Annotated in this window: 18 protein-coding genes; 11 read left to right on the top strand and 7 right to left on the bottom strand. The window is 71.9% G+C overall.

Annotated elements, in window-relative coordinates; genetic code table 11:
- The first annotated feature begins 79 nt into the window (after positions 1-79).
- The 4 genes from CRP27_RS16295 to CRP27_RS16280 are packed head-to-tail and all read left to right on the top strand — an operon-like array spanning position 80 to position 4,555.
- Complete coding sequence (locus CRP27_RS16295; protein WP_097181672.1) at positions 80-1,039, top strand: ABC transporter permease; 960 nt, start codon at positions 80-82, stop codon at positions 1,037-1,039.
- Complete coding sequence (locus CRP27_RS16290; RefSeq protein WP_079237782.1) at positions 1,036-1,935, top strand: ABC transporter permease; 900 nt, start codon at positions 1,036-1,038, stop codon at positions 1,933-1,935. The genes CRP27_RS16295 and CRP27_RS16290 overlap by 4 nt, the downstream gene beginning before the upstream one ends.
- Entirely contained in the window at positions 1,935-3,626 is a 1,692-nt protein-coding gene (locus CRP27_RS16285) for an ABC transporter ATP-binding protein (protein ID WP_097181671.1), read from the top strand. Before CRP27_RS16290 ends, CRP27_RS16285 begins: the two co-directional genes overlap by 1 nt.
- Positions 3,623-4,555 carry an ROK family protein gene (locus CRP27_RS16280; RefSeq protein ID WP_097181670.1) on the top strand — a complete coding sequence of 311 codons (933 nt, stop codon included), beginning with the start codon at positions 3,623-3,625 and terminating at the stop codon, positions 4,553-4,555. Before CRP27_RS16285 ends, CRP27_RS16280 begins: the two co-directional genes overlap by 4 nt.
- Before the next feature lie 197 nt (positions 4,556-4,752).
- Here the strand turns inward: CRP27_RS16280 and CRP27_RS16275 are convergent, their stop codons facing one another.
- Positions 4,753-5,211 (bottom strand): DUF4383 domain-containing protein, encoded by a 459-nt coding sequence (locus CRP27_RS16275; RefSeq protein WP_097181669.1) that lies wholly within the window; start codon positions 5,209-5,211, stop codon positions 4,753-4,755.
- A gap of 159 nt (positions 5,212-5,370) precedes the next feature.
- Between CRP27_RS16275 and CRP27_RS16270 the strand changes: the two genes are divergently transcribed.
- Complete coding sequence (locus tag CRP27_RS16270; protein WP_097181668.1) at positions 5,371-6,258, top strand: SDR family oxidoreductase; 888 nt, start codon at positions 5,371-5,373, stop codon at positions 6,256-6,258.
- A 198-nt stretch (positions 6,259-6,456) separates the two neighbouring features.
- Positions 6,457-6,750 (top strand): Dabb family protein, encoded by a 294-nt coding sequence (locus CRP27_RS16265; protein WP_097181667.1) that lies wholly within the window; start codon positions 6,457-6,459, stop codon positions 6,748-6,750.
- 96 nt (positions 6,751-6,846) lie between these two features.
- Here the strand turns inward: CRP27_RS16265 and CRP27_RS16260 are convergent, their stop codons facing one another.
- Complete coding sequence (locus CRP27_RS16260; protein ID WP_097181666.1) at positions 6,847-7,692, bottom strand: helix-turn-helix transcriptional regulator; 846 nt, start codon at positions 7,690-7,692, stop codon at positions 6,847-6,849.
- Between the two features lie 101 nt (positions 7,693-7,793).
- On the opposite strand from CRP27_RS16260, the gene CRP27_RS16255 reads away from it, so the two are divergent.
- Positions 7,794-8,477 carry an SDR family NAD(P)-dependent oxidoreductase gene (locus CRP27_RS16255; protein WP_097181665.1) on the top strand — a complete coding sequence of 228 codons (684 nt, stop codon included), beginning with the start codon at positions 7,794-7,796 and terminating at the stop codon, positions 8,475-8,477.
- 186 nt (positions 8,478-8,663) lie between these two features.
- Entirely contained in the window at positions 8,664-9,311 is a 648-nt protein-coding gene (gene pcp / locus CRP27_RS16250) for a pyroglutamyl-peptidase I (protein ID WP_097181664.1), read from the top strand.
- A gap of 18 nt (positions 9,312-9,329) precedes the next feature.
- On the opposite strand, the gene poxB is transcribed toward pcp, so the two are convergent.
- Entirely contained in the window at positions 9,330-11,054 is a 1,725-nt protein-coding gene (poxB, locus tag CRP27_RS16245; RefSeq protein ID WP_097181663.1) for a ubiquinone-dependent pyruvate dehydrogenase, read from the bottom strand.
- A gap of 90 nt (positions 11,055-11,144) precedes the next feature.
- Here poxB and CRP27_RS16240 point away from each other — a divergent pair, with 90 nt between their 5' ends.
- The gene (locus CRP27_RS16240; protein ID WP_097181662.1) at positions 11,145-11,855 is read left to right on the top strand and encodes a phosphatase PAP2 family protein; all 711 of its coding nucleotides are present in this window, start codon (positions 11,145-11,147) and stop codon (positions 11,853-11,855) included.
- Between the two features lie 60 nt (positions 11,856-11,915).
- Here CRP27_RS16240 and CRP27_RS16235 read toward each other — a convergent pair whose 3' ends face one another.
- Positions 11,916-13,166, bottom strand: coding sequence for a multidrug effflux MFS transporter (locus CRP27_RS16235; protein WP_097181661.1), 1,251 nt, complete (start codon positions 13,164-13,166; stop codon positions 11,916-11,918).
- Between the two features lie 45 nt (positions 13,167-13,211).
- Between CRP27_RS16235 and CRP27_RS16230 the strand changes: the two genes are divergently transcribed.
- On the top strand, positions 13,212-13,658 hold the full coding sequence (locus CRP27_RS16230; protein ID WP_255257630.1) for a MarR family winged helix-turn-helix transcriptional regulator: 447 nt from the start codon (positions 13,212-13,214) through the stop codon (positions 13,656-13,658).
- A 44-nt stretch (positions 13,659-13,702) separates the two neighbouring features.
- Here CRP27_RS16230 and soxR read toward each other — a convergent pair whose 3' ends face one another.
- Both soxR and CRP27_RS16220 read right to left on the bottom strand, forming a co-directional pair.
- Positions 13,703-14,191, bottom strand: coding sequence for a redox-sensitive transcriptional activator SoxR (gene soxR, locus CRP27_RS16225; protein ID WP_097181660.1), 489 nt, complete (start codon positions 14,189-14,191; stop codon positions 13,703-13,705).
- A gap of 191 nt (positions 14,192-14,382) precedes the next feature.
- Positions 14,383-15,411 (bottom strand): aldo/keto reductase, encoded by a 1,029-nt coding sequence (locus tag CRP27_RS16220; RefSeq protein ID WP_097181659.1) that lies wholly within the window; start codon positions 15,409-15,411, stop codon positions 14,383-14,385.
- Positions 15,412-15,599: 188 nt separating this feature from the next.
- On the opposite strand from CRP27_RS16220, the gene CRP27_RS16215 reads away from it, so the two are divergent.
- Positions 15,600-16,841, top strand: a complete 1,242-nt coding sequence (locus CRP27_RS16215; protein ID WP_097181658.1) for an MFS transporter — start codon at positions 15,600-15,602, stop codon at positions 16,839-16,841.
- A 27-nt stretch (positions 16,842-16,868) separates the two neighbouring features.
- Here the strand turns inward: CRP27_RS16215 and CRP27_RS16210 are convergent, their stop codons facing one another.
- Complete coding sequence (locus CRP27_RS16210) at positions 16,869-18,092, bottom strand: ATP-binding protein (protein ID WP_097181657.1); 1,224 nt, start codon at positions 18,090-18,092, stop codon at positions 16,869-16,871.
- Positions 18,093-18,106: the final 14 nt, after the last annotated feature.

The following is an 18,106-nucleotide window of genomic DNA, read 5'->3' as shown; positions in this document are numbered from 1 at the left end:
CCTGGAGGCGCGGTGTGCGTCCGACGCACACCGCGCCTCCAGTCCGCACCAACGTCCACACCGAATCGACGGAAGCCGCATGACCACAGCCCTGTACCTGCTCCGGCGCGTGCTGCAAGCACTCGCCGTGGTCCTCATCGTCACGATCGTCGTGTTCTGCCTGTTGCACGCCCTGCCGGGCGGACCCGCCCGCGGCGTCCTCGGCGTCTCGGCGACACCCGCGCAGATCACCGCGTTCAACCAGGCGCAGGGGCTCGACCAGGCGCTGCCCGTGCAGTACCTCCGGTTCCTCGGACGGCTGCTCACCGGCGACCTCGGCACCTCGTACACGCTCAACGAACCGGTCGCGCAGCTCATCGCCGAGCGGCTGCCGAAGACCCTCGTGCTCACCGGGATCTCCGCAGTCCTCGGCCTCGTCATCGCGATCCCCGTCGGCATGTGGCAGGCGGCCCGGCGCAACGGTGCGGTCGACTACGCGGCCACCGCCCTGGCGTTCGTCTTCTACTCGACGCCGGCGTTCTTCCTCGGCCTCGTCCTCATCATCGTCTTCAGCCAGCAGCTGCCGTGGCTGCCGTCGCAGGCGCCGAGCGGGAACACCCTCGCCGAGGTCTTCCAGGACCCGGCCGGGCTCGTCCTCCCCGTCGTGACCGGGGCCCTCGCCATGATCGCCGTCTTCAGCCGGTACATGCGGGCCTCGACGCTCGAGAACCTGCAGGAGGACTACGTGCGGACCGCCCGTGCCGGTGGGGCGTCCACCGCCACGATCCTGCGGCGGCACGTGTTCCGGAACTCGCTCACGCCGGTCGTCGCGATGCTCGGGTACTACCTGCCCGTGCTGTTCGGCGGCGCGCTCGTGACCGAGCAGCTGTTCAACTACCCCGGCATGGGCCTGCTCTTCTGGAACGCCGCGCAGACGTCCGACTACCCGACGCTGCTCGGCTGCGTCCTGGTCATCTCGATCGCGACCGTGGTGGGCACGCTGCTCGCCGATGTCGCGCAGTCCCTGATCGACCCCCGAGTGAAGGCAGGCCGCGCATGACCGCACAGCTCGCACCCGAAGCACCCGGTGCTGCGTCCCTGGTCCAGCCCGTCGCGTCGACGGGTTGGCGGCTCGCCGTCCGTCGCTTCCGGCACAACACCCTCGCGGTGATCGGCCTCGTCGTCATCGTCGTCATCGTGCTGTTCTGCTTCGTCGGCCCGTTCCTGTACCCGACCGACCAGACCCACACGCAGCTGTCCCAGGCCAACCTCGGCCCGAGTGCGGCGCACTGGCTCGGCACCGACGCCGTCGGGCACGACGTCCTCGGTCGCCTGATGTTCGGCGGCAAGGTCTCGCTCATGGTCGGCATCGCCGCCGGCATCCTCGCCACCGTCGTCGGGACCCTGTGGGGCTCGGTCGCCGGGTACGTGGGCGGCTGGGTGGACGCGGTCATGATGCGCGTGGTCGACGCGGGCATCGCGATCCCGGCGCTGTTCATCCTGCTGGTCATCTCGGCGATCACGACACCGGGTGTCGGCGGACTCATCGTCATCCTCGGGTTCGTGTCGTGGCTCGTGCCCTCCCGCCTCATCCGCGCGGAGACCCTGACGCTGAAGAACCGCGACTACGTCCTGACGCTCCGCGCGATCGGCGGCTCGCACGCCCGCGCCATCGGGAAGCACCTGCTCCCGAACTCGGTGTCGACGATCGTCGTCGCCGCCACGTTCCAGGTCGCCGACGCGATCCTCCTCGTCGCCTACGTCTCGTACCTCGGGCTGGGCGTCCAGGCCCCGGCGACGGACTGGGGCGGCATGCTCTCGGCGGGTCTCACCGCCGCCTACTCGGGACGGTGGTGGCTCATCGTGCCGCCGGGTCTCGCCGTGATCCTCGTCGTCTGCGCGTTCAACGCCGTGGGCGACGGGCTCCGGGACGCCTTCGACGTGAGGGGCCGCTGATGTCCATCCTGACCACCACCGACCTCGGGGTCGCGTTCAGCACCGAGTCCGGCACCGTCGACGCCGTCCGCGGGGTGTCCCTGCACGTCGAACCGGGCGAGACCCTGGCGCTCGTCGGGGAGTCCGGGTCCGGCAAGTCGACCGTCGCCCTCGCCGCGATGGGCCTGCTGTCCGGGAACGCGACCGCACGCGGCAGCGCTGTCGTCGAGGGCCACGAGGTCGTCGGCGCCCCGGAGACCGCCCTCCGCCGTCTGCGCGGGAGCACCGTCTCGATGGTCTTCCAGGAGCCGGCGACCGCCCTCGACCCCCTGACCCGCGTCGGCGCGCAGATCGCGGAGGTCATCCGGAACCACGGGGACGTCTCCGCGTCGGACGCAGCCGCGCGCGCCGTGGACCTGCTCGACCGCGTCGGCATCCCCTCGCCGGCGCAGCGTGCGAAGGCGTTCCCGTTCCAGCTGTCCGGCGGGCAGCGGCAGCGCGTCGTCATCGCGATGGCGATCGCGAACTCGCCGAAGCTCCTCATCGCCGACGAACCGACGACCGCGCTGGACGTCACCGTGCAGGCCGAGATCCTCGAGCTGCTCCGTCGTCTGGCCGCGGACACCGGCACGGGCGTGCTGCTCGTCACCCACAACATGGGTGTCGTCGCGGACTTCGCGGACCGGGTCGCGGTGATGCTGCAGGGCGAGATCGTGGAGACCGGTGGCGTCGAGGACGTCCTGCTCCGGCCGCAGCACGACTACACGAAGCGGCTGCTCGCCGCCGTACCGCGGCTGACGGTCGCACCGGCGGGCGCTGCTGCCCCAGTCGGGTCGGTCGCACCGGTCGCCTCCGTCGACGTTCCGGACGGGAGGCACGGTGCGGCCCCGGTGGTCGACCTGCGGGACGTCTCGGTGACCTTCGGGCGCGGGGCGCGCGCGGTGCACGCCCTGCAGGGCATCGACATCGCCGTGCACGCCGGCGAGACCGTCGGCCTGGTCGGCGAGTCCGGCTCCGGCAAGTCCACGGCGGCCCGGGTGGCGCTCGGGCTCGTCAAGCCGACCTCCGGCTCGGTGCACCTGTTCGGGTCCGACCTCCGCACCGCACGGGGGCGGGACCGCAGGGCGCTCCGGTCCGGCATCGGCGTCGTGCTGCAGGACCCGGTCGCGTCGTTGGACGCCCGGATGTCCGTCGCCGAGTGCATCGCCGAGCCGCTCGCCGTGCACCGCCGCGGGATGTCCTCCGCCGACCGCCGGAAGCGCATCGACGAGGTCCTCGACGCCGTTCGCCTGCCCCGGACCCTCGCGCCCCGCGCGCCCCGGGAGCTCTCCGGCGGCCAGCGGCAGCGCGTCTCGCTGGCCCGTGCGCTCGTGCTCTCGCCGCGGCTGCTCGTCGCCGACGAACCGACGAGCGCCCTCGACGTCAGCGTGCAGGAGACCGTGCTCGAGGTCCTGCGCGAACTGCAGGACGACCTCGGTTTCGCGTGCCTGTTCGTCTCGCACGACCTCGCCGTCGTGCAGCAGTTCGCCGAGCGGGTCGTCGTGATGCGCCAGGGCGTGATCGAGGAACAGGGCACCACGGACACCACCCTGCTGCGCCCGACGACCGACTACACGCGTCGGCTGCTCGCGGCCGTGCCCGTCCCCGACCCGGTGCTGCAACGGCAGCGTCGCGCCGAGCGCCTCGCGACGCTCGCGGCGGTGGACGCGTGAGCACGGTCCTCGCGGGGATCGACGTCGGCGGCACCAACACGAAGGTGCTGCTCGCGACCCCCGACCTCGAGGTGATCGACCGCATCGACCTGCCGACACCGGCGCACGCGGGCGGGGACGCGATCGTGACCGCCGCCGTCGAGGCGGTGCGCGTCCTGCTCGACCGGCACCGGGCCTCCCTGGCGGGTGTCGGGGTGGGCGCGGCCGGCGTCGTCGACGCGACCACGGGCACGGTCCTCGTCACCGCGAACTCGTTCACCGGGTGGGCCGGGTACGGCGTCACCGCGGCGGTGTCGGCGGCGCTCGGTGTCCCCGCGACGCTCGACAACGACGTGAACGCGTTCCTGCTCGGCGAGCTCGCCGCCGGCGCCGTCGCCGGGGAGCCCGACGCCCTCGGCATGACGCTCGGCACCGGCGTCGGAGGGGCCCTCGTGCTCGGCGGCACCCTGTTCGCCGGACCGCGCGGCGCGGCGGGGGAGATCGGGCACGTCCCCGGGTTCAGTGACGTCCGCTGCACCTGCGGGCAGGTCGGCCACCTGGAGACCATCGCCGGCGCACGGGGGATCGCCGACCGGTACGCCGAGCGGTCGGGGCGTCGGGTGTCGGCTCGTGCCGTCGCCGACGCGGCCCGCACCGGGGACCCCGACGCGGCTGCGGTGTTCGCGACCACCGGGTGGGGGATCGCCCGTGCCGCCCTGCTCACCGCCGGGATCCTCGACGTGACGACGGTCGTCATCGGCGGTGGCGTCGCGCGGTCGTGGGACCTGCTCGAACCGGCCGTCACTGCGGCCATCGCGGTCGAACCCCCGGTGAGCGGTGCGACCATCCGGTTGGCCCAGAGTGCGCTCGGCGCCGACGCGGTCGCGCTCGGGGCGGCGGCGCAGGTGCGGGACCTCGTGCGTGGCGGCGCGGTTGTGAGCGATCGGTGACACCTCGCTCTTGTCAGCGATCGGTCACATGCGCCGCCACAGGCCGGCGCCGGGCTGCGACGGCGCCGCCGCGCCGTGTCGGGTCGCGAGTCGCGTGCACGGGCGGCTCAGACCAACCCGGCGCACGACGAGAGCCGGTCCGAACCACCTGATCTCGTGGTTCGGGCCGGCTCGGCTCGTACGGGGCTGTGTGAGGGCTACGCCCGGCGCGCCCCGATGCGCGGCAGGAGCAGGCCGAGCACGATCATCGCGACGGCGAGGATCAGGTGCAGCACGTTGTCGGCACTGTTCAGCGGCACGAAGTTCGCCGGGTCGGCCATCCCCGCGGTGAAGAGACCGTAGACGAACAGGACCGCGTAGACGATGCCGCCGACGACGAGGTAGAGCCGGGCGCCGCGAGCACTGCGGGCCGCGAGGAGCCCGACGACACCGAAGAGCAGGTGCACGATGTTGTGGAGCACGGACACCTGGAACAGGCCCACGAGCATCGCCATCGAGCCGTGACCCGCCACGGACATGGTGCCCATGTCCATCGTCAGGCCGGGGATGAAGCCGGCGATGCCGACCAGGAGGAAGACGACGCCGAAGACGAAGGCGCCCTTCTGGGTCCACGTCGATCCGTACCCGACGCGGTTGCTGACTGCGTTGCTGGTCATGGTGAGACCTCTCTTCCGGAGAGGACCGACGCTCTGCTGCGACGATCCGGGCGCTCATGACGTCCACAGCGCATTCGGAGCGCACCCCACGCCGGTTTGCAGCGTGCGCGCATTCCGTCCTGGACCACCGTCCAGGACTCCACGGGCACCGTGGGGCGCATGAGCCAGTACGACAAGCGCGACCCGAACACCCTCTACCCTGCCCCCCCGTACCCGAAGCAGGAGCAGTCCCTGCCGGGTGCCGCGTGGAAGATGGACCCGAAGCCCGACCACGGCGAGGACAGCTACGTCGGCCTCGGTCGTCTCAAGGGCTTCCGCGGGATCGTCACCGGTGCCGACTCCGGCATCGGCCGTGCCGCAGCGATCGCGCTCTCCCGCGAGGGCGCCGACCTCGTGCTGTCCTACCTGCCCGACGAGCAGGAGGACGCCGAACAGGTGCGCGACCTGCTCGAGGGCGAGGGGCGCCGTGCGGTGCTCTTCCCCGGAGACATCTCCGACGAGCAGTACTGCGGCGACCTGGTGCAGAAGGCCGTCGACGAGTTCGGCGGGCTCGACACCCTCGTGATGGTCGCCGGTCGGATGGACAGCAACGACGACATCCTGACGCTCGACACCTCGATGTTCGACTCGACGTTCAAGACGAACATCTACTCGCTGTTCTGGCTGACCAAGGCAGCGATGCCGCACCTGGAGCCCGGTTCGACGATCGTCACGACCGGGTCGATCCAGGCCTCCACCCCGTCGGCCGACAAGATCGACTACGCCGTGTCGAAGGGTGCGATCAAGCTCTTCACCGAGGCCGTCGCGCAGCAGCTCGCGCCGAAGGGGATCCGGGTGAACTCGGTGGCGCCGGGGCCGGTGTGGACGCCGCTCCAGCCCGGGTCCGACGACGCCGAGACCGTGTCGCACTTCGGTGAGCAGTCGCCGTTCGGCCGTCCGGGGCAGCCCGCCGAGCTCGGTGCCGCCTACGTGCACCTCGTCAGCCCGGAGTCGAGCTACCAGTCCGGTTCGACCATCACCGTCGCGGGCGGGACGCCCGCGTTCTAGACGTGGCCGGTGACGGACTGGAGGCGCGGTGCCAGCTGGCACCGTCCTCCCTCGCAGGCTCGGTCGGCGCGCCCCGCGCAACGCTTCGCGTCGCAGCTGAGCGGTGCGCGCCAGGCCGCCTGTGGCCGGGTCGCGCACGCCGTGCCAGGCTCGACGGAGCGGAACCGTCCGACCGAGCCGGCCGCGTGAGGAGCAACCGTGGCAGGAACGACGCACGTGGTCCTGGTCGAGTGGAACGACGCCGGAGCGTCAGCGGAGGCGGACGCACTCTGCCGCGAGCACCTGCCGCGCATCGACGGGGTGGAGTCGGTGCGCTCGGGGGAGAGCGTGAGCACCGAGGGGCTCGAGGGCGGGTTCGACTGGATGCTCGTCGTCCGCTTCCGGGACCGGGCGGCGCTCGAGGGGTACCTGCCGCACGAGGAGCACCAGCCCGTTGCGGCGTTCATCCGGGGTGCGAGCTCGCGAGTCGTCGTGTTCGACATCGACGACTGACGCGCTCGCCTCCGGAACTGCTCGCGCTGCCGACGACTGCTCGTGGTGGACCGTGCGCAGTCGTCGTCAGCGCGAGCACCAAGCGCCTGAACCGCCTCAGCCGACGAGCGACTGCGTCCCCAGCACGATCGCGAGCGCCAGACGATCGGCGTCCTCGGTGCCCGGCTCGGCCGTGTACGCGAGCACCGTGAGGTCGTCCGTGGCGATCTGCAGGGTGTCGCAGTCGAGGGTGATGCGCCCGACGGCCGGGTGGTCGACGACCTTCCGACGACCGGACTCCCGCGAGGGTGCGGCGTCGCCGGACTCCCACAGTGCGACGAACCGCTGGCTCGCGGCACGCAGGTCCCGCACGAGCTGTCTGAGCGCGCGGTCCAGGGGGTAGCGGGCGACGGTCACCCGGAGCGCAGCGACGACCGATGCCTCGAACGCCTGCTGCTCGGCGTCGGAGTGCACCGCTCGGCTGCCCGGGCCGACGAGGTGCCGCCACGCGGTGTTCCGCTCGTGCCCTCGGAGCGCGCCCACCGGGCCCATGAGCGCGTCGTACGGGGCGTTCGCGACGAGGATCGTCCCCGCGGCGTCGAGCACCGCGACCGGGGTGTCGGCGAGGCGGTCGAGCAGCCGTTGCACGCTCGGCGGGATCCGCGACGGGACGACGTCCGCCCCGGGGACCGCGTGCCCAGCGAGCCGGAAGAGCAGCTCCCGCTCGGCGTCGGCGACCCGGAGCGACCGGGCGAGGGCCTCGACGACCTGGGCGGACGGTGAGGTGGCACGCCCCTGCTCGAGCCGGGTGAGGTAGTCGGCGGAGATCCCCGCGAGGGCGGCGAGCTCCTCCCGGCGCAGCCCGGAGGCGCGGCGGCGACTCCCCGCGACGACGCCGACCGCCTCCGGTGCGACGTGGTCGCGCAGACGTCGGAGGGTCCTTCCGAACTCGGTGTGCTCCACCGCTCCAGTGTGCGACCACGGACGGTCGGTGTCCTGGGTCCGTCAGTCCTACGACAACCGGACGACTCCCCGGCGCTGTCGTGCCGTCCGACGCTGGGGCCATGACAACGACACTCGTCACGGGGGCCACACGCGGCCTCGGCAAGGAAACCGCCCGCCAGCTCGTCGCCGCCGGACACACCGTCTGGATCGGCGCGCGGAACCTCGACACCGGCCGCGCCGTCGCCGAGTCGATCGGCGCCCGAGCCGTGCAACTCGACGTGACCGACGACGCCTCGGTGGCCGCGGCGTTCGCGCAGCTCGAAACCGAGGGCGGGCTCGACGTCCTGGTGAACAACGCCGGGATCGGCAAGGTCGCGCTGAACGGCCCCGAAGCCCTCGAGGTCTTCGACACGAACGCCGTCAGCATCGTCCGGACCACCGAGGCTGCGCTGCCCCTGCTCCGCCGCTCCGCGAACCCGGTCATCGTGAACATCTCGAGTGCGCTCGGCTCGTTCGCGGCGAACCACGACCCGGAGAAGCCGGCATCGCAGTACCAGGCGATAGTCTACGGCGCGAGCAAAGCCGCGGTCTCGATGCTGACGGTGCAGTACGCCCGCGCGGTGCCCGAGGTGCACGTCGTCGCGGTCGAGCCCGGGTACACGGCGACGGAGTTCGGGGGCGTCGAGAACCCGCACGGTCGCCCGGTGGAGGTCAGTGCCGCGACGGTCGTGGCGGCTGCCGCCGCCGGCCCGGACGGCCCGACGGGCGTCTTCCTGGAGGACGGTGCGCCGCTCGGGTGGTGATGTTCTTTCCCAGAACGCGTGCGATGGCAAGCGGGATCGGGCGTACCGGGTTGATTCAACAGGGCAGGTACGCCCGATTCCGTCAGATACGCCTGGATCCGCCAGGCGGGCGTCGCACCCGACCGCCCGACGGACTGGAGGCGCGTGGCGGGCCCGCATCGTGCCTCCAGTCCGTAGCCTGGTCACGTGGCTGCCGCGACCGAACCGACCGTCCTGCTCACCGCCTTCGAGCCGTTCGGCGGTGACGCCCGGAACCCGTCGTGGGACGCCGCGCAGCGGCTCGCCGAGACGTGGGACGGGCCCGCGACCCTGGTCGTCGAGCAGCTGCCCGTGGTCTTCGCGGAGGAGCGGGCGCGCCTGGCGGCCGCGATCGCGAAGCACCGGCCCAGCGTCGTCATCGCCACGGGCCTCGCTGCCGGACGAGCCGCCGTCACGCCGGAACGCGTCGCGATCAACGTGATGGACGCCCGGATCCCGGACAACGCGGGCGCGCAACCGGTGGACGAGCCGATCGACCCGCGCGGTGCCCCGGCGGCGTTCTCCGGGCTCCCGATCAAGCGGATCGTGCGGGACATTCGGGCAGCGGGCGTCCCGGCGTCGGTGTCGAACACCGCCGGGACGTTCACGTGCAACCAGGTGTTCTACGAGCTGATGTCCTTCGCCGGGCGCGAGGGCTTCCGGGCCGGGTTCGTGCACGTCCCCGCCACGCCGGACATCGCCGGCGACGGACCGTCGCTCGAACTCGAGCAGATCGTCACCGCCCTCGACGCCGTGGTGCGCGCGTCGATCGATCCGTCGGGCGACATCGTCGAGCAGGGCGGCGCGGAGTCCTGAGCGCCGCCCTGCCTGGCGTCAGATGAACTGGCGGAAGTTCGTCGACGCGAGGTCGAGCAGTTCATCCCCGCGTCCGGACAACACGGTGCGGATCGCGTAGAGCGTGAAGCCCTTCGCCTGCTCGGCGGTCACGGCGGGTGGCATCGACAGCTCCTGACGGTTCGCCTTGACCGAGACGAGCGCGGGACCGTCGTGCGCGAGCGCCGCGGCGAGGGCGTCCTCGAGCTGGTCGGACTCGTCGACGCGGAACCCCTTGATGCCGATGGCCTCGGCGACGGCCGCGAAGTCGGGGTTCTGCAGCTCGGTGCCGTAGTTCACGAACCCGGCCGCCTTCATCTCGAGCTCCACGAAGTTCAGCGACGAGTTGTCGAACACCACGATCTTCACGGGCAGCTTGTTCTGCACGATCGTGATGAGCTCGCCGAGCAGCATCGTCAGGCCGCCGTCGCCCGCCATCGCGATGACCTGCCGCTCCGGGAACGCCGCCTGCGCGCCGATCGCCTGCGGGACGGCGTTCGCCATCGTGCCGTGCACGAACGACCCGATCAGCCGGCGGTCGCCGTTCATCGTGAGGTACCGCGACGCCCACACGACGGGCGAGCCCACGTCCGGGATGAACACGGCGTCCTGGTCGGCGAGCCGGTCGAGCACGCGGGTGACGTACTGCGGGTGCAGCGGCTTGTGCTTGCCGGCGGGGACCGCCAGGTCGTCGAGCTTCGCGCGGGTCTTGGCGTAGTGCTTGCGGGCGTCCTCGAGGTGCTTCGTCGGGTGCGAGCCACTGAGCAAGGGGATGAGCGCGAGCGCGGTGTCCTTGACCGTGCCGACCAGTCCGATGTCGACGGGGTGCCGTCGCCCGAGCTGTGACCCCCGGACGTCGACCTGCACGTGCTTCGCCTTCGCGGGGAAGAACTGCTGGTACGGGAAGTCGGTGCCGAGCATGAGGACGACGTCGGCGTCCTCCATGGCGCGGTACCCGGACGCGAAGCCGAGCAGGCCGGTCATGCCGACGTCGTACGGGTTGTCCCACTCGATGTGCTCCTTGCCCCGGAGTGCGTGCACGATCGGGGCCTGCAGGCGTTCGGCGAGCGCGAGGACCTCGTCGTGGGCACCGGCCACACCGGCTCCGGCGAGGATCGTCACCCGGTCGGCGCCGTTCAGGAGCTCGGCGGTCCGCTGGAGCTCGGTGTCGGACGGGATGACGCGCGGGGTCGTCCGCTCGATGCGCGTCGTGCGGGGAGCGACGGCGTCGGCGAGCAGGACGTCACCGGGGATGACGAGCACCGCGACGCCGCGCTTCTCGATCGCCTCGCGCATCGCGATCTCGAGCAGCCGGGGCATCTGCGACGGGTCGGCGACGTACTCGACGTAGACCGAGCACTCGCGGAACAGCTCCTGCGGGTGCGTCTCCTGGAAGTAGCCGGAGCCGATCTCCGCCGTGGGGATGTGCGCCGCGATCGCCAGGACGGGCACGCGGGACCGGTTCGCGTCGTACAGGCCGTTGATGAGGTGCAGGTTGCCGGGACCGCAACTGCCGGCGCAGACGGCGAGCTCTCCGGTCAGCTCGGCCTCGGCGGAGGCGGCGAACGCGGCGGCCTCCTCGTGCCGGACGTGCTCCCAGCGGATCGTGCCGTCCTTGCGCAGCGCGTCGGTGAAGCCGTTGAGGGAGTCCCCGGGGAGGCCGTACACCCGTTCGACGTTGTTCTGACGAAGGGTGGCGACGATGTTCTCGGCAACGGTTGTCATGCCCTCCTGTCTACTCGGCGGCGGCTGCACTGAGTGCTTTCAGAGGCTTGCCGGAGCGATGGATGCAGCCGGTACTGGGACGATGGGCGGATGTCCGACGCAGCGCTCCGCCCCCGCCGACGAGAGTCCGACCTGAACGGGATCCTCGACCGCAGCCCGTACCCGCTCGCGTCGGTCGCCATCGCCGTCGCCGCGGTGATCGTCATCACGATCGTCGGGTTCACCCTCGGCACGGTCGACCTCGGCCTGTCCAAGGCGCTGAACGGGCTGCACACCGGGTTCCTCGGTGCGTTCACCACGGCGGTCTACCACGTCATCAGCCCCGGCCCTGCGATCGGGATCACCGTCGTCGTGGTCGCGGTGATCTGGTGGCGCACCAGGGACCTCCGCCCGGCTCTGGCCTTCGGCGGCACGATCGCGATCACGTGGGTGCCGTCGGCCATCGTGAAGGAGATCGTGCACCGTGCACGACCCGACGTCGCCGTGCTGCCGCACCCGTTCCCGGTGCAGCCGGACCCCGGCTACCCGAGCGGGCACACGGTCTACATCACGGCGTTCGTGATCGCGCTGATCTGGCTCCTCCGCGACACCCGGTGGCACCGGATGGTGCTGACGCTCGGGATCGTCGCGATCGTCGTCGTGTTCTTCTCGGTGTCGATCGATGCCGTGCACTACCCGACGGACGCGCTCGCCTCGATCGTGTGGGCGCTCGCCGTGGCACCGGGTGTGCGCGTGGTGTGGGTCGACTGGCTCATGCCGAAGATCCCGTTCCTGCGGCCGCGGGGGACCCGGACGCGCTGACCGCCGCGGGCCCGGGCCCGGACGCGCTGACCGGCCGCGACCCCGGCCCCGGCCGTGGCCTCAGCTCCGGCCTCGGCTGCTGTTCCGGCCTCGCGCCAGCACGAGGGCGACCACCGCGACCAGGGCGGACGCGAGCATCACGATCGCGAGCGGCGCCGCCGTGCCCTCACCACCGATGCTCACGAGCGGCGACACCAGCGCGGCCAGGCCGAACTGCAGCGCACCGAGCACGGCCGAGGCGCTGCCCGCCACGGACGGCACCGCGCCGAGCGCCAGCGCCGTCGCGTTCCCGAGCACGAGCCCGAGCGACCCCACCGCCGTGAACAGCGGGACGGCCAGCCAGAAGACGGGCGCACCGGTGACGACGAGCACCGCGAACGCGACCGTGGACGCGAGCACGAGGGCGATCCCGACGGTGAGCACGCCGGAGACGGACCGGGTCGCGGTGAGCTTCGCGGACAGGATACTGATCCCCATCAACGCGAGTGCGTTCAGGCCGAACGCCAGCCCGTAGCCGACCGTGCCGAGCCCGAGCATGTCCTGGTACAGGAACGGCGAAGCCGAGATGTACGCCATCATCACCGCGAACGCGAAGCCGAACACCGCGGTGTAGCCGAGGAACGTCCGGGACCGCAGGGCACGGAGCGGCGAGCCCGAGCCCTGTCGCTCGGCACGCAGGGCGTCGCGGCGCGAGCGGAGGTGGGTCTCGCGGACGACCACGAGCACCGCCACGAGCATGAGGATCGACAGCCCGAGCACGATCGTGAGCAGCCCGCGCCACCCGATCGGCCCGGTGAGCAGGCCACCGAGCAGCGGGGCGACCACCGGGGCGACTCCGCCGACGATCATCATGAGCGAGAACGCGCGGGCCGCGGGCTTGCCGGTCGCCAGGTCGGAGATCACCGCACGGCCGATGACCATGCCGGCCGCTCCGCCGAGGCCCTGCAGGAGGCGTGCGACGACGAGCACGCCGACGTTCGGCGCGAGCACGGCCGCGGCGCTCGCGAGCACGCAGAGCGCCGCCCCGGCGAGGAGCGGCGGGACCCGGCCGAACCGATCGGAGAGCGGCCCGAAGACGAGCTGCCCCGCGGTGACGCCGACCAGGAACGCGGTGAGGGTGAGCTGCACGGTCGTGGCGGAGGCCTGCAGCTCCCCGGTCATCTGCGGGAACGCCGGCAGGTAGAGGTCAGTCGCGAACGGCGCGACGGCGCTGAGCAGACCGAGCACGAGCAGGAGCCCGGTCGTGATGCCCTGCTGGCGGGTCGTGGGCGGCGCGGCGTGCGCGCGGATGGAGCCGGTGTCGGTCGTCATGATTATGAAATCATAACTCATTGTCCGCGCCGGTACAGTGACCGCATGGAACCCGCGGTGTCCGACGACCTCCTCGCCGAGCTCGCCGACGTCGTGCTCCGGATCTCGCGCGAGGTCGACCCGCACGGTGCGCGGTCGCTCGACATCGTGCCGCTCACCGGCACCGAGGCACTCGTGATGCGCTGGATCGACCGGAACCCGGGATCGACGCCGAGTGCGGTGGCGGATGCGACGGCACTCAAACGCAGCAACCTCAGCGTCGCGCTCGGGTCCCTCGTGGCGAAGGGGATGGTCGAGCGCCGACCCGACCCGGAGGACGCCCGGACCGTGCAGCTGTTCTCGACCGAGCTCGCCGCGCAGAGCATCGCGCGGCTGCACGCGCACTGGGCGACCGCACTCCGCGCGGCGCTCGCCGGGGACGAGCGGGACGTCGCCGCGACGTTCGCGCTGCTGACGCGGGTCGACGAGGGATTGCGGGAGGCGACCCGCTGACGGCCTGGAGGCACGGTGCGGCGCCGCCACGCGCCTCCAGGCCGTCAGTCGGGTGCGTCCGGCGCCTCGTCCTCGATCGGCAGCAACCGCCGGGCCCCGCGCCCCTCGGCGCCCAACTGGTCCCCGGGGTTCATGACCAGGCACGCGTTCAGTGAGACGCACCCGCAACCGATGCACTGCGTCATCTCCTGCTGCAGGCGCTCGAGCTCGAGCTGCCGTGCGCGCAACCGTGCGCGCCACCGCTCGTTCAGCCGGTTCCAGTCGCGGAGGGACGGCATGCGGTCGGAGGGGAGCGTCGCGAACTGCTCGGCGACCTCGCTCAACGGGATGCCGAGGCGTTTGGCGACCTGGATGATCGCGATGCGCCGCTCGACGTGCCGCGGGTAGAGCCGTGTGCCGCCGGCCGTGCGCTCGGGGTGGATGAGGCCCTTGCGCTCGTAGAAGTGCAGCGCCGATGCGGCGACCCCGGTCCGTTCGACGACCTCGCCGATCGTGAGCAGGTCCGTCGGCTTCGGCTGCGGGATCTCCACCATGGTCGAGATCCTAGGGGTGGGGAAGCCGCGGGGTCTTGCGGAGTCTCGCGGACGTCAGACGCCGCCCGCCGCGCGAGACACCGCCGCAGGAACGAGACGCCGCCGGAAACGGCGGTGTCTCGTTGACCTGGGGGTGTCTCGCGGGCGAGGCGGTGTCTCGTTCGCACGAGACACCGGCGCACGCCGCAGCGTCAGCGGGCGAGGACGCGGCCGCGCAACCGCTCCCGGGTGAGCCCGGGCAGCACCACGCCCGTGTCGCCCTCGAGCACGTGGGTCCCCGGCGGCACGATCGCGTCGATCGCGTCGAGCACGCCGTCGTCGAGCGCGACCTCCGATGCCTGCGCGTAGGCGTCCACGTGCGAGACCGTGCGCGGACCGATGACCACCGAGGACACGTCCGGGTGCGTCAACGTGAAGCCGACCGCGAGCTCGAGGAGCGTCAGCCCGGATTCGTCCGCGAGCTGCCCCAGTCGGTCGGCGACCTCGAGCTTCCGGCGGTTCGCCGGGGCACCGATGTCGTAGGCGTGCGGCTCCTCGGCCACCCGGGGCGACCGGGGCTGCACGGTGCCGTTCCGGTACGCGCCGGCGAGCCAGCCGCCGGCGAGCGGTGCCGCTGCGAGCACGCCGAGTCCGAAGCGGCGAGCGACCGGGAACGTCGTGCGCTCCGCCGTCCGCGTGAGGATCGAGTACGGGGCGTGCGTCGCGGTGACGCTCTTGGAGCCGGACCGGAGCCACTGCGCCTCGACGAGTTCCTCGGCGGGGAAGCCGGGGATCCCGAACGCCCGGATCTTGCCCTGCGACACCAGGTCCGCCAGGGCGTCGAGGGTCTCGTCGAGCGAGGTCGCCGGGTCGGGGTGGGCCGGCTGGTACAGGTCGATGACGTCGGTGCCGAGCCGGCTCAGACTCCGCTCGACCGCGCGGAACATCCAGCGTCGACCGTTGCCGTGGTGCGACGGGTCGCGGTCGACCGGGTCGCCGAACCGGACCGACAGGAAGACGTCGTCCCGCCGGTCGCCGAGTGCCGCCCCGACGACGCTCTCGGCGAGCCCGGCACCGTCCGCGTCGGACACGTCCACCGAGGTGACACCACGGGCGAGCGTCTCGTGCACGAGCCGGACGGCGTCGTCGGGTTCCCGCTCCGCGACGGGGACGAGCGCCCTGCTCCCGAGGGTCAGCGCGCTCACGGGAGCGCCCGTCCGCCCCATGCGTCGCTGTTCCATGCGCGCCACGATATGAGGACCCTTCGCCCCGTGGGCCCCGGGTGACGAACCGTTACCGCTGGTACCCTGGACGGGCTCCACCAACACGCAGTGTGTATCTACCGGCCGTCGGCAACCCCGGCGGACAACGGCGGCACCCGATGGGTCCGCCCCCCGCAACACCGGGCCGGGCCGAGAAGGCACACCCCATGCTCCACACCACTTCTGCTCCGCCTGCCTCGACGGCGGACGACCGATCGCTCATCGCGCACGCCGGGCGGTGGTACTTCCCGGTCGCGTTCATCGCCCGGCTCCCGTTCGCCATGATGGTCGTCGGCGTCCTGACGCTCGTGGTCTCCGCCCGCGACTCCGTGGCCCTCGGCGGCATCAACTCGGCCTCCGTCGGCATCGGCGCGGCGGTGTTCGGCCCGATGGTCGGCGCTGCGGCCGACCGGTTCGGCCAGCGCACCGTGCTCGTCCCCGTCGGCCTGGTGAACGCCGTCCTGCTCGCAGCGTTCCCCTTCGTCGTGATCGGGACCGCGCCCGACCTCGCCGTGCTCGCGATGGCGTTCTGCATCGGTGCCTCCGCACCGCAGGTCGCCCCCATGTCCCGCACGCGGCTCGTCGCGATCATCGGGCAGCGGATGGCCCCCGCGCGCCGTGGCAAGGTCCTCAGCGGCACGATGGCGTACGAGTCGGCCGCCGACGAGACCGTCTTCATCATCGGCCCGTTCCTGGTCGGAGTCCTGGCGAGTGCCATCGCCCCGTGGGTCGCCGTCGCCGGGGCATCGGCGCTGACGTTCGTGTTCGTCACCGCGTTCGCCCTGCACCCGACCGGCAAGCTCGTGCTCGGTCGTCACGAGGAACTCGTGCAGGCCCCGGCCCGCGAACTGCTCCGGCCGCGACTCGTCGTCGTGGTCGTCGGCATCCTCGGCGTCGGCATGTTCTTCGGGTCGACGCTGACCTCGCTGACGGCGTTCATGGAGACCCACGGCGAGCCCTCGCAGGCGGGACTCCTCTACGGCTTGATGGGCATCGGGTCCGCTGGGCTCGCCCTCGGATCGGCTGCCTTCCCGACCCGGTTCGCCCTCGGCTGGCGGTGGCTCGTGTTCGGCGTCGTCCTGCTCGGCGGGGCGATCGCGTTCTCGCAGGCCGAGTCCGTGCTCGCAGTCGGCATCGTCCTCGCCGTGATGGGCGTCGGCATCGGCCCGACCCTGGTCGCGCAGTACAGCCTCGGGTCGGACCGCTCGCCCGTCGGCCGTTCGGCCACGACCATGACGATCCTCGGGTCCGCCGTGATCGTCGGGCAGTCGCTCACGTCGGCGGTCGCCGGCGACGTCGCGGAGCAGCACGGTGCCGCGGCAGCGATGCTGCTGCCCGCCGCGTCCGCCGCGATCGTGGTGCTCGCAGCGGTGGTGAACCTGCTGCTGCCGCGTCGCAACGCGGCGTGACCAGCTGACGGTGGTCTCCTCCGACCGTCAGCCGTCGTTGCGCCGCCGCCGTGCCCGGACCTCCGGGATGACCAGCTGCGGCACCGCGCGCAGCATGAACTGGTCGAAGTCAGGCACGGTGAACGCGGCGTACCCGTGTTCCGGCGTGAAGAGGAGCCCCATGTCGATGAGCTCGGCGCGGGTCGGCCCGAGCTGTGTCGACTCGCGGTGGAGGACGCGGGCGACGTCGGCGGCCTTCTGGGGAGCCGGCCCCAACTCCGCCATCGCTCGGAGGTAGGCGGTCTGGAGCACGGTTGCTCGGTCGAGCCGCACTCGGAAGAACGATCGATCGAGCTTCGTGAGGTACCCATCTCGGGCGGCATCCACGTCGTCGGCCGTGATCTCCGGACCCGCGGCGATCTCCCATGCCTGGTAGCCGAGCTCCTGGATGAAGTACGGGTACCCCTTCGTGATCTCGAGCGCGAGGCCGACCGCGGCCTCCGAGAACGTCGCGCCCTCGATCTCGGCGGGGCGGGTGAGGGCTTCGCGGGCGTCGTGATCGTCGAGCGATCCGATCTCGGGGAAACGGAAGAGCCGCTCTGCGTAGGACTTGGCGTCGCCCGCGAGTTCGGCGATCTGCGGGAGACCGGCGCCGACGAAGGTGATGGGCAGTCGTCGCTGCACGGTCTTGTGCAACGCCTGGATCAGCGCCTCGAGCTGCGCGGATCGGAGGAACTGGACCTCGTCGACGAGGATCGCGACGCCGCGCCCCTGTTCCTGGGCGGCTTGTCCGACGGCCACGAAGACGTCCGTGAGGTCCATCGCCAGGTCGCCGTGGTCCGCAAGCCCCTCGGCCGGCTCGACGTCCCAGGACATCGACCACGTGCCGTCCGAGGTCATCGAGAGGCCGAACGACGTGAGGACCGAGGCCGCGCGGCTGGCACGTTCACCCCATCGCTTGCGCGGCGACATCTGGAGGAGGGCGGATCGCAGCAGTGAGGCCATCGTCTGCCGGAACTGGCCGTCGTCGTGCTTGGTCGCTTCGAGCTCCACGACCTCCCAACGAGCCGTCCGCGCCTGGTCGGCGAACTCGTTCAGGAGCACTGTCTTCCCGACGCCCCGCAGCCCCGTCATGATCAACGACTGCTCCGTGCGGCCGCGCAGGAGGCGTTGGAGGAGCACCTCGAATGCACGGGTGTGTTCGACTCGGCCGGCGACGATCTCGGGCGTCGCGCCGGCGTTCGGCGTGAAGGGGTTCCTGACGCTGTCCACGCCGCAACGTTACA

It is taken from the genome of Curtobacterium sp. 314Chir4.1, from assembly GCF_900215175.1.
GTDB lineage: Bacteria > Actinomycetota > Actinomycetes > Actinomycetales > Microbacteriaceae > Curtobacterium > Curtobacterium pusillum_A.
The sequence above is the reverse complement of the archived record's forward strand: the minus strand, read 5'-3'. Positions and strand labels throughout refer to the sequence as shown.

Excerpts from the sequence above, each read along its gene's own strand:
- CRP27_RS16255 (WP_097181665.1), top strand. The coding sequence starts at position 7,794 with ATGACAACGACACTCGTCACGGGGGCCACACGCGGCCTCGGCAAGGAA.
- CRP27_RS16240 (WP_097181662.1), top strand. The coding sequence starts at position 11,145 with ATGTCCGACGCAGCGCTCCGCCCCCGCCGACGAGAGTCCGACCTGAAC.
- soxR (WP_097181660.1), bottom strand. The coding sequence starts at position 14,191 with ATGGTGGAGATCCCGCAGCCGAAGCCGACGGACCTGCTCACGATCGGC.
- CRP27_RS16220 (WP_097181659.1), bottom strand. The coding sequence starts at position 15,411 with ATGGAACAGCGACGCATGGGGCGGACGGGCGCTCCCGTGAGCGCGCTG.
- CRP27_RS16230 (WP_255257630.1), top strand. The coding sequence starts at position 13,212 with ATGGAACCCGCGGTGTCCGACGACCTCCTCGCCGAGCTCGCCGACGTC.
- CRP27_RS16270 (WP_097181668.1), top strand. The coding sequence starts at position 5,371 with ATGAGCCAGTACGACAAGCGCGACCCGAACACCCTCTACCCTGCCCCC.
- CRP27_RS16275 (WP_097181669.1), bottom strand. The coding sequence starts at position 5,211 with ATGACCAGCAACGCAGTCAGCAACCGCGTCGGGTACGGATCGACGTGG.
- CRP27_RS16290 (WP_079237782.1), top strand. The coding sequence starts at position 1,036 with ATGACCGCACAGCTCGCACCCGAAGCACCCGGTGCTGCGTCCCTGGTC.
- CRP27_RS16235 (WP_097181661.1), bottom strand. The coding sequence starts at position 13,166 with ATGACGACCGACACCGGCTCCATCCGCGCGCACGCCGCGCCGCCCACG.
- CRP27_RS16295 (WP_097181672.1), top strand. The coding sequence starts at position 80 with ATGACCACAGCCCTGTACCTGCTCCGGCGCGTGCTGCAAGCACTCGCC.
- CRP27_RS16215 (WP_097181658.1), top strand. The coding sequence starts at position 15,600 with ATGCTCCACACCACTTCTGCTCCGCCTGCCTCGACGGCGGACGACCGA.
- poxB (WP_097181663.1), bottom strand. The coding sequence starts at position 11,054 with ATGACAACCGTTGCCGAGAACATCGTCGCCACCCTTCGTCAGAACAAC.
- CRP27_RS16285 (WP_097181671.1), top strand. The coding sequence starts at position 1,935 with ATGTCCATCCTGACCACCACCGACCTCGGGGTCGCGTTCAGCACCGAG.